This window comes from Pantoea sp. GM_Pan_4 (assembly GCF_026541005.1).
In the GTDB taxonomy this organism is placed as follows: Bacteria; Pseudomonadota; Gammaproteobacteria; order Enterobacterales; family Enterobacteriaceae; genus Pantoea; species Pantoea dispersa.
On record NZ_JALNUZ010000001.1, the window covers coordinates 82117 to 96774 of the forward strand.

At 57.8% G+C, this 14658-nt stretch carries 15 protein-coding genes and 1 pseudogene; 7 read left to right on the forward strand and 9 right to left on the reverse strand.

Annotated elements, in window-relative coordinates:
- Nucleotides 1-209: 209 nt before the first annotated feature.
- From OXR61_RS00445 to rlmA, 5 genes and pseudogenes are all read left to right on the forward strand, one after another.
- Nucleotides 210-485 (forward strand): YebO family protein, encoded by a 276-nt coding sequence (locus OXR61_RS00445; protein ID WP_021510022.1) that lies wholly within the window; start codon nt 210-212, stop codon nt 483-485.
- 18 nt (nt 486-503) lie between these two features.
- Nucleotides 504-1502, forward strand: a complete 999-nt coding sequence (locus tag OXR61_RS00450) for an MBL fold metallo-hydrolase (protein WP_267410483.1) — start codon at nt 504-506, stop codon at nt 1500-1502.
- Nucleotides 1503-2041: 539 nt separating this feature from the next.
- Nucleotides 2042-2113: pseudogene (locus tag OXR61_RS00455) on the forward strand (DUF2627 domain-containing protein); the annotation flags it as partial.
- 86 nt (nt 2114-2199) lie between these two features.
- Complete coding sequence (cspE, locus tag OXR61_RS00460; protein ID WP_021510024.1) at nt 2200-2409, forward strand: transcription antiterminator/RNA stability regulator CspE; 210 nt, start codon at nt 2200-2202, stop codon at nt 2407-2409.
- Nucleotides 2410-2549: 140 nt separating this feature from the next.
- The gene (gene rlmA, locus OXR61_RS00465) at nt 2550-3356 is read left to right on the forward strand and encodes a 23S rRNA (guanine(745)-N(1))-methyltransferase (protein WP_031280202.1); all 807 of its coding nucleotides are present in this window, start codon (nt 2550-2552) and stop codon (nt 3354-3356) included.
- On the opposite strand, the gene OXR61_RS00470 is transcribed toward rlmA, so the two are convergent.
- The 4 genes from OXR61_RS00470 to manX form a co-directional block, all read right to left on the reverse strand.
- Complete coding sequence (locus tag OXR61_RS00470; RefSeq protein ID WP_021510026.1) at nt 3353-3811, reverse strand: DUF986 family protein; 459 nt, start codon at nt 3809-3811, stop codon at nt 3353-3355. The two genes, rlmA and OXR61_RS00470, sit on opposite strands and share 4 nt — an antisense overlap.
- 92 nt (nt 3812-3903) lie before the next feature.
- The gene (locus tag OXR61_RS00475) at nt 3904-4749 is read right to left on the reverse strand and encodes a PTS mannose transporter subunit IID (RefSeq protein ID WP_021510027.1); all 846 of its coding nucleotides are present in this window, start codon (nt 4747-4749) and stop codon (nt 3904-3906) included.
- Between the two features lie 14 nt (nt 4750-4763).
- Nucleotides 4764-5564 (reverse strand): PTS mannose/fructose/sorbose transporter subunit IIC, encoded by an 801-nt coding sequence (locus OXR61_RS00480; RefSeq protein WP_031280203.1) that lies wholly within the window; start codon nt 5562-5564, stop codon nt 4764-4766.
- A 57-nt stretch (nt 5565-5621) separates the two neighbouring features.
- The gene (gene manX, locus OXR61_RS00485; RefSeq protein WP_021510029.1) at nt 5622-6584 is read right to left on the reverse strand and encodes a PTS mannose transporter subunit IIAB; all 963 of its coding nucleotides are present in this window, start codon (nt 6582-6584) and stop codon (nt 5622-5624) included.
- 510 nt (nt 6585-7094) lie between these two features.
- Here manX and OXR61_RS00490 point away from each other — a divergent pair.
- A complete protein-coding gene (locus tag OXR61_RS00490; protein WP_021510030.1) occupies nt 7095-8663 on the forward strand; it encodes a TerC family protein in 1569 nt (522 codons plus the stop codon).
- A gap of 12 nt (nt 8664-8675) precedes the next feature.
- On the opposite strand, the gene OXR61_RS00495 is transcribed toward OXR61_RS00490, so the two are convergent.
- From OXR61_RS00495 to pabB, 4 genes are all read right to left on the reverse strand, one after another.
- Nucleotides 8676-10238: an EAL domain-containing protein gene (locus OXR61_RS00495; protein ID WP_021510031.1), complete on the reverse strand. Its 1563-nt coding sequence runs from the start codon at nt 10236-10238 to the stop codon at nt 8676-8678.
- 234 nt (nt 10239-10472) lie between these two features.
- Complete coding sequence (gene sdaA / locus OXR61_RS00500) at nt 10473-11837, reverse strand: L-serine ammonia-lyase (RefSeq protein WP_031280204.1); 1365 nt, start codon at nt 11835-11837, stop codon at nt 10473-10475.
- Nucleotides 11838-12027: 190 nt separating this feature from the next.
- Nucleotides 12028-12597, reverse strand: coding sequence for a CoA pyrophosphatase (locus OXR61_RS00505; protein ID WP_021510033.1), 570 nt, complete (start codon nt 12595-12597; stop codon nt 12028-12030).
- 1 nt (nt 12598) lies between these two features.
- Nucleotides 12599-13951 carry an aminodeoxychorismate synthase component 1 gene (pabB, locus tag OXR61_RS00510; protein ID WP_031280205.1) on the reverse strand — a complete coding sequence of 451 codons (1353 nt, stop codon included), beginning with the start codon at nt 13949-13951 and terminating at the stop codon, nt 12599-12601.
- Nucleotides 13952-14066: 115 nt separating this feature from the next.
- On the opposite strand from pabB, the gene OXR61_RS00515 reads away from it, so the two are divergent.
- Nucleotides 14067-14252 carry a YoaH family protein gene (locus OXR61_RS00515; protein WP_021510035.1) on the forward strand — a complete coding sequence of 62 codons (186 nt, stop codon included), beginning with the start codon at nt 14067-14069 and terminating at the stop codon, nt 14250-14252.
- Between the two features lie 13 nt (nt 14253-14265).
- Here OXR61_RS00515 and OXR61_RS00520 read toward each other — a convergent pair whose 3' ends face one another.
- Nucleotides 14266-14610: a RidA family protein gene (locus OXR61_RS00520; protein ID WP_021510036.1), complete on the reverse strand. Its 345-nt coding sequence runs from the start codon at nt 14608-14610 to the stop codon at nt 14266-14268.
- Nucleotides 14611-14658 lie beyond the last annotated feature (48 nt).

Genomic DNA, 14658 nt, shown 5'->3' on the forward strand with positions numbered 1-14658 from the left:
CTTGTGTTACATAGCGCAGCTGTTCCCGCGTTGCTGCGAACTCTATAGTAGCAGCATGCCTCGCTTTTCTCGCCGGATCGATCAGAGATAACTGAAAGCGGCACGCAGGCGGGATAATCTGCTTTATCTCCGCCACCGTATCTTTTCCGCACGCAACGAGTAGAATCAGCGGCGATGTACCTGAATGATGTTTGAGGATTGATGCAGTTATGAACGAATTAGCCGCCAGTACCGGTCCGCTGTTTAACTATGGCGTGCTGGCCATCATTGTGGTTGTGGCCTTTATTGCCTGGTTTTTTGTTAACCGGGCCAGCGTGCGCGCCAGTGAACAGCTTCAGCTGCTGGAAGCGCTGCTGGAAGAGCAAAAGAAACAGAACGCGCTGCTGCGCCGTATCGCTGAGGCGCAGCCGGTGGCCGAAAAAGCGCAGGATGAGCAGGATACCGGGGACAAGCGCGACTTTATTCGCCTGATCCCGGAACGTTAAGCCCACAACGGAGAGGCCATGGCCTGGCAAAATCCCTGGTATGACGCTTCGCTGGCCCATCATACGCCGCACGGCTTTCGTAACCCGGAAGAGGAGTTGCGTCAGCCTGGCGATCTACAGCGCTGGCGGCGCGAGCGTAAGCAGCAGAATCTGCCGCTGCCACCGCAGTCCGGCTATGCGGCCTTTACCGCCAGCTGGTGCCAGCAGGCCGACCTGAGCGGTGAAGATGACCGTGTCTGGTGGCTGGGCCACGCCGCGCTGCTGCTGCGTCTCAATCAGCGCTATATTCTGATCGACCCGGCGCTGTCGGCACGCGCTTCGCCGTTGCCGTTTGCCGGGCCGCAGCGTAAAACCCCGGCGCCGATCAGCGTGGCGCAGCTGCCGCATCTTGATTATGTGCTGATCTCGCATAACCATTACGATCACCTTGATCGGCCTACGGTGAAACGCATCGCCCGCCGCTTTCCAGCCGCGCACTTTCTGGTGCCGCTGGGAATGGCCGACTGGTGTCGCCGGCGTGGCGTGCGCACCGTCACCGAACTGGACTGGTGGCAGCAGGTGCAACTGGACGACATCAGCTTCACAGCCGTTCCCGCGCGCCACTGGAGCATGCGTACCTTCTGGGATCGCAACCGGTCGCTGTGGTGCGGCTGGGTAGTTCGTAATGCGCAGCTCAATTTCTGGTTCTCCGGCGATAGCGGCTACAGCGATAATCTCTCAGCCATCTCGCAGCGTCTGGGGCCGTTTAATCTGGCTGCGTTACCGATAGGTGCCTATGCACCAAAATGGTTCATGCGCGGCCAGCACATGGACCCGGATCAGGCGGTACAGCTCTGGCAGCAGATAGGGCGACCGCTGGCGATTCCCATTCACTGGGGCGTATTTGAGCTTGCGGACGAATCGCTTGACGATCCGCCGACGGCGCTGGCGCAAGCATTGCAGCAGGCGGGCGAGGTCGATGCGCCTTTTGCCCCATGGCGAATTGGCGAGAGCCGCAGCCTGATGAATTACGATTAAGATTTATCCTAAGCCATTTTTGTTAAATGCCAGCGGCTTCGGCGCTTTTTAACATTTTATTGTTGGGTGTTTAGAAAAAAATGAGATAAATGCCAGCGTACAGTCTGCCTATATTTGGGGCAACGGCGATTATATTTTCCTGATTTTGGTGCAAAACTATTATTAACTTGTACTGTCAGGAATTTATTGTACAAGATTTAAGCGCTGCGCAGTTATGTTGCTCATTGCACAACGGCCAGTGAAATAGCTTATCTGTGCCATATTAATGCAATATTTTTTGCCTAGACTTATTCGGTTTAAATGTGAAAAAGCAGCGTTTGCCGCTGCGCTTGACGAAACGCTAGTCTGGCGCTAACTATACTGACGCATAGACTTTTTTTGCACACGCCGAGGCGTTGCTGTCAATAACGTTATCCACCTTTCGCTGCCAGTTTCAGGCAATTATGTGCGGCATGTCGATCACTGTTTAAAAATGGCTTGCCATTAATTAGCGGATATGTGATAACGAATCGTGGGTCAAACGAGGTACAGTTCTGTTTATGTATGGCATCTTCAGTAAAGAAGTTACGAGTAAAGACGTTGACGTTGAATACCGCTTCCTTGCCGAACCTTAAATTAGTGCCTCATTCAGTAATGTCTCTGGTTTCTCTGTAAGACTGCCTGCGGGCAATATAAACACTCTAAGGAATTTGCAAAAATGGCAAAGATTAAAGGTCAGGTTAAGTGGTTCAACGAGTCTAAAGGTTTTGGTTTTATTACTCCTGCTGACGGCAGCAAAGACGTGTTCGTTCACTTCTCTGCTATCCAGGGCAACGGTTTTAAAACCCTGGCCGAAGGTCAACAAGTTGAGTTTGAAATTCAGGACGGCCAGAAAGGCCCGGCAGCAGTTAACGTTACTGCTATCTGATTTCGCTCTCAGGCTCGGTGTCATGCACCGCTGAATCGAATCTTAAAAGCCCTGCTCAATGAGCGGGGCTTTTCTTTATCCTTTCTGTTACCGGATGATCAGGGTAAACTGCGCCGCGAATCGCTAACCCGGAGTTATCTATGTCGTTGATTTGCCCACTTTGCCACCTCGCTTTGCACCTGCACGCCAGCAGTTATCGCTGTGCGTCCGGTCATCAGTTCGATCGGGCGAAAGAGGGGTACGTCAACCTGCTGCCGGTGCAGCACAAAGGTTCACGGGAACCGGGCGACAGCGCAGAGATGCTTCAGGCGCGCCGGGCCTTTCTGGATGCCGGACACTATCAGCCGCTGCGCGATCGGGTGGCGCAACGACTGGCTCAGCCGCTCACGAACCGGCCCGCGCAGCTGCTGGATATCGGCTGTGGCGAAGGCTATTACACCGCCGCCCTGGCTGCCGCGTTGCCCGACAGCCAGCTGTACGGTCTGGATGTGGCCAAAGCCGCGGTGCGCATGGCGGCAAAGCGCTATCGCGCGGTTAACTTTTGTGTCGCCTCCAGCCAGCGCCTGCCGTTTGCCGATGGTTCACTGGACGCCATCGTGCGCATTTACGCGCCCTGTAACGAGCAGGAGCTGAGCCGCGTTATCAGGCCCGGCGGCTATTTGCTGACGGTGACGCCGGGGCCGCACCATCTGCAGCAGTTTAAAGCGTTGATCTATCGTGAAGTGCAGCTGCATACGGCGGAAGAGAAAAACTATGCGGGATTTGAACAGATCGATCAGCAAAACCTTCACTACTCGATGACGCTGAACGGGGCGGAAGCGGTGAGCCTGCTGCAGATGACCCCTTTTGCCTGGCGTGCGCGTGAAGCGGTGTGGCAGCAGCTGGCCTCCAGCGCCACCTTCAGCTGTGACGCGGATTTCACCCTGACGCTGTGGCAGCGCGTTTAACGCGCCTCCACCAGCGTATGGTAGATTTTCTCCAGGTCGTCGAGCTGTTTCACCGCAATCAGCAGGCGACGCTGCTCCAGCTGCATCACCAGAATGCCATCCTCTGACAGGTTCATACTCTGAATACGCCGGTAATCGATCCACACGCTGGCAAAAAACAGGCCGTCATTTTTCATCAGCAGCCGCGGGCTGCGGATCCAGAACAGCCAGATAGCCATAAAGCACAGCACCATTAGCAAAGTGGTGGTGAGCTGCGGGCCATGATGGCTGACGTTGTTCCACAGCAGAATCAGTAGCAGCACGATAAAGATGCCGCTGTCGATTTTATGGCGGCGTCGCAGGGTGACGCGCAGTCGGGTCGGTCCATTGCGGCGGGGCAGGATGACATCGTCGTAAATCGCAAACAGGGCGAGAGCGGCGATCAGCAGGGCAATCAGGGCGTCAGTCAGTGACATACAGGCTTCTTCCTCAACCGAAGTGACCTCAGCGTTGGCGCTCAGGTCACGCCGTTTAAAAAACGCCGGGAGTCTGACTCCCGGCGGTGAGATTAGAGACCGAGCAGGCCGATCCAGTAACCAAAGATACCGATGGCAAAGAAGCCAACGATGATCCACAGCGCGTTAACTTTACGGCGCAGCAGCCACATACAGCCAAAGGTCAGCAGCAGTGGAATCAGGCCGGGCATCAGCTGGTCGAGAATCGACTGCACGGTGGTGACCGTGGTTTTGCCGGTCTGGTCGGTGATGCGGGATACCACCAGCGGCACGTTGACGTGTGTCCACTTGTTGACCAGCGCCCCCATGACAAACAGGCCGAGTATCGATGCCCCCTCGGTAAGTTTTTGCAGGAAGCCGCCGCCCATATCGCTGACGATATCCACCCCTTTGCGATAGCCATAGGCCACGCCGTAATAGCGGGTCAGCATACGCGCAATGTTAAACAGGAAGAAGAACAGCAGCGGACCAAGCAGGCTGCCGCTCATCGCGATACCGGCACCCAGTGCGGCGAACACCGGACGCACGGTCCCCCAGAAAATCGGGTCGCCCACGCCAGCCAGCGGACCCATCAGGCCCACTTTGATGCCGTTAATGGCACCGTCATCGATCGCCGCACCGTTGGCGCGCTGCTCTTCCATTGCCATGGTCACGCCGAGCACTGGCGCTGCCACGTAAGGATGGGTGTTGAAGAACTCAAGGTGACGCTTAATCGCCTGCTTGCGCTCGTCGTTGTTTTCCGGATACAGGCGACGGATCACCGGCACCATTGAGAAGCAGAAGCCCAGCGCCTGCATGCGTTCAAAGTTCCACGAACCCTGAAACAGGTTAGAGCGCAGGAACACACCGCGCACGTCACCGGGGGTGAGTTTCTTTGGAGTATTGGTTGTATCTACCATGATGTCACCTGTTCCTAGTCGAGTTCGTTGTCGAGGTCGTTGTTAGCCGGGCCCGCCGAGGCAGCGCCTGCGACGCGGTTGTATTTTGGCGCCAGCTGGATGTACAGCACCGCCATTACCACGCCAATCACGCCCAGCGCCACCAGGTTAAAGTTGGTGAACGCGGCGGTGACAAAGCCAAGATAGAAGAACGGCATCAGATAACCGGCACGCATCATGTTGATGACCATCGCGTAACCGACCACCACGATCATGCCGCCGGCGATATTCAGACCATTGGTGACCACTTCAGGAATTGAACTCAGCAGGCTGTGTACCGCGCTGGTACCGACCGAGACCGCCACAATCAGCGCCGGGATAGCGATACGCATCGCCTGCAGCAGCAGGGCAGAGACGTGGATCCATGAAATCGCCGTCAGGTTGCCTTTCTCCGCAGCTTTATCCGCGGCGTGCTGGAAGGCGACAGTGATGGTACGCACGATGATGGTCAGCACCTGACCGGCCGCGGCCAGCGGGATGGCCAGCGCAATACCGGCACCGACGCTTTGACCGCCGGCAATGACCAGAATGGTGGAGATGATGGAAGCCAGCGCCGCATCCGGTGCCACTGCCGCACCGATGTTCATCCAGCCCAGCGCGATCATCTCCAGCGTACCGCCGATGATGATGCCGGTTTTCATATCACCCAGCACTGCACCAATCAGGGTACAGGCCACCAGCGGCCGGTGGAACTGGAACTCATCGAGAATGGATCCCATCCCGGCAATACAGGCCACAATAAATATCAACACTATTTGTAGCGAGGTTATTTCCATTGCATTTTTCCTCAGCAAGATCAGAACTTTTTGCCCACGCGCGCAGGCACAGGCGAATCAGGCATTGACCTTCGCAATCAGGTCCATCATTTTCAGTTTCGGGTCGTTGGAGACTTTACGCACTTCCAGTTCGATACCGCGCTCATTCAGCTTGCGGAAGGCAGCGATGTCCTTCTCATCCACCGACACCGCGTTATTAACCTGCGTTTTCCCCTGACGGAAGGCCATGCCGCCGATATTCACCGACTTGATATCCACGCCTTGCTCCACCACGCGCTCAACATCGGTCGGATTGGTAAACAGCAGCATAACGCGATCGGAACCGTACTTCGGGTTGTTCCACACGCGGATCATCTTGGCGATATCCACCACGTGGGCGGTCACGCCCGGCGGCGCCACCTGAGTCAGCAGGGTTTTGCGTACGTGATCGTTGGCCACTTCATCACTGACGACGATGATGCGCGTCACGTTGGTCTCTTTGGTCCAGCGCGTGGCCACCTGGCCGTGGATCAGACGGTCATCGATACGGGCCAGGCCAATTTTCATGTGCTCGCCCGGCGCCAGCTGTTTCTGCGGCTGGGCAGGGGCTTTCGGGGCCGGTGCGGCCGCGGCCGGCGCGGCGGATTCGGTTTTGAGCGCTTTCACCCCCTCGCGGCCGGCCTCGACGGCGATGTGGATCAGCTCTTCCAGCGATGGATCGTCATCGCGGCCCATCAGGGTTTCCACCAGCATGGGAATGTTGACCCCGGCAATAACGTCATAGCCCGATTTATCCACCACGATGCGGCTGGCGGCGTTAAACGGGCTGCCGCCCCAGGTGTCCACCAGAAACAGCACGCCCTTCGACGTGTCGAGTCTGGCGAGCTGCGCCTGATATTTTTCGATTAGCGTTTCTGCATTCTCGCCGGGCACGAAATCAATCCATCCGACATTTTCCTGCTCGCCCAACAGCATTTCTGCTGTTTTAAGCAGCTGTTCTGCCGCCCAGCCATGTGTACCAATTACAAGCGCAATGGTCACTTGCTACCTCCGTTCGCATGAGAGTTCCCGACCATGGCCGGGAATCATTGAGAATTACCGTTGTTATTTTCTGTGGATCGCCCGGGACTAAATTGAAGAAAGTCATCAGGAAAAGGCCCAAAACATTCCGCGATACAGCAGTAAGGTCGCGATTTATTTTAGTGAGCGAAAAAATAAAATATGTGACGTTGCTCTGCTATTCAGAGCGTACCGGCGGCAACGGGCATTTTTATGGCAGTTTCTTGCGCTGGCGCAGTTATTTGTAAATGTAAGAAAATTTTTTGACGTTGTTGATGTAACTGATACATTAGCTTTCTGTTTATTACTCAGGAGTACCGGGCTTTAGCTCACCTATATGGACCGTCACCGACGTCGCTTCACTTGTTCCCCGCGCTGCTCAGCGCGCACCCTGACACCTGCCGGTGTTGCCTCATCCGTTAACGCTCTCTCGTCTCGCCTTCCGGCGCAGGCTCAGTCGCGTTCGCCCTTACGTTTAGCAAGGAGTCATTGATGGAATTTCTCTTCGACCCCTCAATCTGGGCGGGTTTACTGACGCTGATCGTGCTGGAGATTGTGCTCGGCATCGACAACCTGGTATTTATCGCCATTCTTGCCGACAAGCTGCCACCGAAACAGCGCGATAAAGCGCGCCTGATTGGTCTGTCGCTGGCGCTGGTGATGCGCCTCGGCCTGCTGTCGCTGATCTCCTGGATGGTGACGCTAACGCGACCCCTATTCAGCGTAGGCGATTTCAGCTTTTCCGGACGAGATTTAATTCTGTTGATTGGTGGTTTGTTCCTGTTGTTTAAGGCCACCATGGAACTGCACGAGCGGCTGGAAAACCGCGGCATGGAGCATCAGGGCAACAAAGCCTATGCCAGCTTCTGGGCGGTCGTGACGCAGATTGTGGTGCTGGACGCGGTATTCTCCCTGGATGCGGTGATTACCGCCGTCGGTATGGTGAACCATCTGCCGGTGATGATGACGGCGGTGGTGATTGCCATGGGCGTGATGCTGCTGGCCTCAAAACCGCTGACCCGCTTCGTCAACGCGCACCCAACGGTGGTGGTGTTGTGTCTGAGCTTCCTGCTGATGATCGGTCTGTCGCTGGTGGCGGAAGGCTTTGGTTTCCATATTCCGAAAGGTTATCTGTACGCGGCAATTGGCTTCTCGATTCTGATCGAGCTGTTTAACCAGATTGCGCGCCGGAACTTTATCCGTCATCAGGCGCACCGTCCGATGCGTGAACGTACCGCCGAAGCGATTCTGCGTCTGATGGGCGGGCGCCAGCGTAACCAGCCGGCGCATACCGAAGAAGCGTCGCTGACGGAAGCGATGCCGCAGGAAGCGTTTAAAGACGAAGAGCGTTACATGATTAACGGCGTGCTGACGCTGTCACAGCGTTCGATTCGCAGCATCATGACGCCGCGCGGCGATATCTCGTGGGTTGACGTCTCGCGTCCGCTGGATGAGATCCGCATTCAGCTGTTGGATACGCCTCACAGTCTGTTCCCGGTGTGTCGTGGCGAGCTGGATGAGATCATTGGCGTGGTGCGCGCGAAAGAGCTGCTGGTGGCGCTGGAGCACGGTATGGATGTCGCGACCTTCGCGGCCAACACGCCGCCGATTGTGGTACCGGAAACGCTGGATCCGATCAACCTGCTGGGCGTATTGCGTCGTGCTAAAGGGAGCTTCGTCATCGTTACCAACGAATTTGGTGTGGTACAGGGCCTGATTACGCCGCTGGACGTGCTGGAAGCGATTGCCGGTGAGTTCCCGGACGAAGACGAAACGCCGGATGTGGTGGCGGATGGCGACGGCTGGCTGGTGAAGGGCGGTACCGATCTGCACTCGCTGCAGCAGTTGCTCGACCACCATGAGCTGGTCGATCCGGATGAAGATCACGCGTCGCTCGCCGGCCTGCTGATTGAGCAGAAGGGACAGCTGCCGCTGCCGGGCGAGATTATCGATTTGCCACCGCTGCACTTCCAGATTATCGAAGCCACGGATTACCGTATCGATCTGGTGCGCGTCACCAAAGACAAGCCGCACCACGACGAGGAAGAGGGCGACGCCTGATGTCGTCCGGCATCAGGCGCCCAGCTGCGCCTGATGCTGCGCCAGCCATTGCGGGAAGTCCTCAATCGGCATCGGGCGCGCATAGTAGTAACCCTGCAGATGATCCACGCCGCGCTCGCGCAGATAATGCGCCTGCTCGGCGGTTTCTACGCCCTCCGCGACCAGCGCGATATTCAGCCGCTGCGCCAGTGAAATCACCATATCCGTCACCGTGGCGTTGATCGCGTCAGTGCCAATCGCGGCGGTAAAGATTTTATCGATTTTCAGTACGTCCGGCTTCAGGTCTTTCAGATAGGCCAGCGAACTGTGGCCGGTACCGAAATCGTCAATCGCCAGCCGCACGCCAATTTCATGCAGCTGCGCCACGACCGTCTGGTCGATGACCGGCAGCGCATCGCGCTCGGTCAGCTCCACCACCAGTTTCGGCAGGGGATTGGCGGGCCACCAGTAGCGCTGTAAATCCTCAACAATCAGGCGGTCGCGGAAGTGGCTGGCCGCGACGTTAATCGCGATATGAAATGCCGGGCACTGTGGCAGATTAGGCAACTCCGCGACGACTCTGGCAATCACAAAGCGCGTCAGCGGTGCAATCAGATTCTGGCGTTCGGCCAGCGGAATAAATACGTCCGGGGCAATCCAGCCCTGACGCGGATTGTGCCAGCGCAGCAGCAGCTCGATACCATCGCAGTCGCCGCTGCGGGCATTGATCAGCGGCTGGCAGTAAACCATAAATTCGTTAGCGGTGATGCCATAGCTGATTTGCCAGCTCAGACTCATGCGATTGGCGGTGGCCAGCCAGACGATATAGCCCAGCAGCAGGCTCAGCAGTACCGCCAGCGGCAGCTGAGACGGCAGCGTGTTGAGCGCCAGCCGCGCCGGAGAGGGACCGTACAGCGTAATGCTGTAGGGATAACGCAGCGAGGCCTGATCGTACGCCACTTCGTCATCGGACGGCACGGTATGCTCGATCAGCGGATTACCGTACTCGAGGCTCTGTCCGCCTACGTTGAAGATCGCGCGTTCCACCCACGGCAGCTGCGGCTCCAGCAGATAGTTGGTCATCAGCTCAATGTTGATGATCTGCAGCAGGCCGTCCTGGTTATCCAGCGACTTTGGCGTCCACAGCAGCAGCACCGGCGAACCTTTTAGCAGGTAGTCGTCGGTGGACAGCATCATGCGCTGGTTGTTGATCGCCAGCTCGGGATAGGTCTGGCTGAACGAGATGTGGCGCGGGCCATAAATACTCGAACAGTAGATGGTATCGTCCTGCACCAGCAGCACGGTGCGCACGGTTTGCAGCGCGGCGATCTTCTCAATCAGCGGATAGCGCACCTGCGTGCAGGGCACGCCCACCAGCCCCAGCGTGTTGTTGGCGGAGACGTCCAGCGGCGAAAACATGCGGTCAAAGCGCTCAATCGCGCGGGTGGCAAAGTCAAGGGACTGCTGCTCAATGCGTGACTTCTCTTCGATGTAGCGAAAAGTCAGCGTAAGAATGAGAACCAGCGACGCGATCACCAACGCAATAAGCAGGCGCTTACGGCGAAATTGACCCACAAATTGCTGGGGAAGGAGCATCAGTAACCACCTTGCTAAGACAAAGAATGAGGCCAAATTAACGTGAAGGTTATCGGCATGGCGGCGGCCAAATTTAGCGCGGCTGGAGAAAAAAAGCGGCACTAAAAAATCGCGCGACCATTAGAGGTCGCGCGCAAAAATAATGTATCTGGTTTGATAACGCGGAGGTAGAGGCCATTGCAGAAATAATGGCCGATCGCTGCAATTGTCAGCAGCGAAACGCGACTTTGCCGGTCAGTCGCACTGCACCTTGATCGCCAGACCGCCGCGCGAGGTCTCACGATATTTAGCATTCATGTCTTTGCCGGTCTCGTACATCGTCTCGATCACCTTATCCAGCGATACGCGCGGCGCGCTGGTGCGGCGCAGCGCCATTCGCGCGGCATTAATCGCCTTGACGGAGGCAATGGCGTTGCGTTCAATGCACGGCACCTGTACCTGACCAGCGACCGGATCGCAGGTCAGTCCGAGGTTGTGTTCCATGCCGATTTCAGCGGCAACACACACCTGCTCCGGGCTGGCTCCCAGTAATTCAGCAAGGCCGGCGGCGGCCATTGAGCAGGCCACGCCCACTTCACCCTGGCAGCCGACTTCGGCACCGGAAATCGAAGCGTTCATTTTATACAACACGCCAATCGCGCCCGAGGCGAGGAAGTAGCGGATAAAGATATCCGGCGTGACCGTTTCGATAAAGTGATCGTAATACGCCAGCACCGCCGGCACGATGCCGCAGGCACCGTTGGTCGGTGCAGTGACCACACGACCACCGGCCGCATTCTCTTCATTCACCGCCAGCGCAAACATATTGACCCAGTCGATGACGTTCATCGGATCGTTGGAGTGTTTGGTCGAGGAGACCAGCAGACGTCGCAGCGACGCCGCCCGGCGCGGCACGCGCAGCGGGCCCGGCAGTACCCCTTCGGTATTCAGGCCACGATCGATACACGCCTGCATGGTTTGCCAGATGTTACCAAAATAGGCGTAAATCTCGTCACGGCTGTGCAGCGCCAGTTCGTTTTTCATCACCAGCCCGGAAAGCGACATGCCGGTATCGCGGCAATGACTGAGCAACTCTTTGGCTGAATGGAACGGGTAGGGCACGGCGACCTCATCCAGCACTGACTGACCAAAATGCGCTTCGTCGACAATAAAGCCGCCGCCAATCGAGTAATAGGTTTTGCGCTCAAGCAGCCGATCGCCGGCAAAAGCGTACAGGGTCATGCCGTTTTCATGCAGCGACAGGTTTTCGCTGCGGAAGGCCATGCCGCCGTCACGCGGGAAGTCGACCTCGCGCGCGCCCTGTGCCAGCAGCAGCCGCTCACGCGTTTCGACATCTTTGATAAACGCCGGAATGCTGTCGATGTCGACGCTGGCAGGCTCAAAGCCGGCCAGACCCATAATGATGGCAATGTCAGTGTGGTGTCCTTTCCCGGTGAGCGACAGTGAGCCGTAGACGTCCACCGCCACGCGCGTCACGTCCTGCAGCTTGCCCTGCTCGATCAGCAGATCAACAAACTGCTTGCCCGCTTTCATCGGGCCAACGGTATGCGAACTGGACGGGCCGATACCCACTTTGAACATGTCAAAAACACTTATCACCGGTGACGCTCCTCACAAATCTTCTTTTCTACGGCGCAGGCCGTTAATGCGGCTAATAGTAATCGCCAGCGGGCGGCAGCGAGCAGCTTTTCGCATGAAATAAACTAATTATAAACCACAGAAATAGTTATCCGTATCCCCGGATGTGAACGGGATCAATTTTTCGGCCAGGGTGAAACGGGACGGGGGATCAGGGCAGGGCGATCTGCTGGCCGAGCGCGCGCAGGATACCGGCGGTCATGCCCCAGATAAAATAATCTTCATACCACGACAGCCACACCTGGTGCTGGCGATGACCGCGGCGCAGCGTCAGTCCGCTGTAGCGCCCCAGCCGCAGCGCCTCTGCGAGCGGCATGGAAAAGGCGCTTTCAACTTCATCCGGGTTGAGCCGCAGCGGTAAGTGCGGCGGAATGATACCGACCACGGGCGTGACGGCGAAACCGGTACTGCTGGTGACTGGCGGTAACACGCCGACCACCCGCACCTGCTGCGGTGCGATGCCTACTTCTTCCTGCGCTTCACGCAGCGCGGTGGCGATCAGCGAATCGTCAGTGGCATCCATCATGCCGCCGGGGAACGCCACCTGCCCGGCGTGTTTGCGCAGCAGCGCGGAGCGGCGGGTCAGCAGCAGTTCGGGCTGGTCGCCATCAATCACCGGTACCAGCACCGCGGCACGGCGTCCGCTGATCACGCTGTGCGCGGTCGCCAGCGGCGGCTGCAACACAAAGCGACTGAGAAACTGCGCCAGCGTCAGCTCCATATCACGCCTCATCACGCAGACAGGGCAGAATACGGTTGAGCTTGTGCAGCGTCTCCTGATATTCCGCCTCAGCATCGCTGTCAGCCACCAGGCCGCCGCCCGCCGCGCAGTACAGTTGCTGATTTTCGGCAATCAGCGTGCGGATGGTAATGCTGCTGTCCATACGCCCGCACAGGCTGATGTAGCCGATACTGCCGCACCACGCATTGCGCCGCTGCGGTTCGAGTTCCTCGATGATCTCCATGGCGCGGATCTTGGGCGCACCGGTAATGGATCCGCCGGGGAAACAGGCGCGCAGCAAATCGGTAGCGGAGAGTGCGTCCGGCAGCCTGGCCCGCACCGTGCTCACCAGGTGATGCACCGCCGGGAAAGGCTCCACCACAAACAGCTCCGGCACGCTGACGCTGCCCGGCTCGGCGACGCGGCCAATATCATTACGCAGCAGGTCCACAATCATCAGGTTTTCCGCCCGATCTTTTTCGGCGCTGGCCAGTTTCTCCGCCTGCAACCGATCGGCCTGCGGATCGGCCAGGCGCGGCAGCGTGCCTTTAATCGGCCGGGTTTCAATCTGCTGCTGCTGCAGCGAGAGAAAACGCTCCGGCGACAGACTCAGCACGGCACTGTGCGGCAGACGAAGGAAGGCGCTGAACGGCGCGCGGTTGGCGCGGTTGAGACGTAAAAACGCCTGCCACTCATCGCCGCGATAGCTGGCCTGAAAACGCTGCGCCAGATTAACCTGGTAGCAGTCGCCCGCCTGAATGTAGGCCTGCACTGCCTGGAAACGCGCGGCGTACTGCGCATAGCTCATATTGGCCTGCCAGTCGCTGGTCAGGGCAAAGGGTTTGGGCTGCGGCACCGCCAGCGCCTGTAGCCACTGCCAGCGCTGCTCCGCGTCGTGCTGGGCAATCAGCGTCAGCGTCTGGCGATGATGATCGGCAATCAGCGCCCAGTCATAAATGCCGACCGCCATATCCGGCGTGTGTAAATCCTGCTGCGCCCGCTGCGGCAGCGTTTCGAAACGGCGACCGAGGTCATAACCAAACAGACCCAGCGCGCCGCCCTGAAACGGCAGATTTGCATCAAACGCCGGCCAGATGCCCAGCGCGTCCAGCTGTTGCTGCACCAGCTGCAGCGGATCGGCGTTAGAGTGGCTGATGCCGGTGCCGTCGTCGATGGCGGTACTGTCACCGCGCGTCGTCAGGGTCACCCGCGGGTCGGCGGTGAGGATATCGAAACGGTTATCCGCGTGCTCGGCGTGACCTGAGGTCAGCAGCATCGCCCACGGACGGTGCGCCAGCGTGGAAAAACGGTGTAAAAGTGTATCGGGCGTATACTGTAGCGAGAGGGTTTTCACGTTCGTTTGGCTAAATCAGTTCAGCAGGCAGGCGCGTAGCCTGGCATATTTTTTTGCTGCTGGCACCTGTTTGTTCAGCGTGGAATAATGCGTCCCCCCATTACAGGAGTGCATCATGTTTTCAGGTCTTCCGGCTTTATCGCACGAACAACAGCAGCAGGCAGTGGAACGTATTCAGGAACTGATGGCCGGCGGCATGTCCAGCGGGCAGGCGATTGCGCAGGTGGCGCAGGAAATTCGCCAGAACCATCAGGGCGAAGCGATTCGGGCGCGCTTCGAAGAGGACGAAGACGACGAATAGCGCCCGGCGAGCGTTATAGCGCGGCGATGATTTTGATTTCCACTTTATAGCGCGGATTCATCAGGCCGGCCTGCACCGTGCAGCGTACCGGCGCATTACCCGGCGAGACCCACGCATCCCAGGCGCGGTTCATCGCGGCAAAGTCCTCTTTGTCTACCAGGAAAAGGGTGGCGTCGAGAATTTTGCTTTTATCCGAACCCACGCGCGTCAGGATGCGGTCAATCACCGCCAGCGCGTTGGCGGTCTGCGCTTCCGCATCGTCATCCAGATTCTCCGGCACGCTGGTGTAATACACGGTCTGGTCATGTACAACCGCTTCGGACATGCGGTGCTCGGCATCAATACGCGTAATGGTCATGCTGTTCTCCTTTATTTTTGCTGCGTTAGCCTGCCATATCCCATGGCC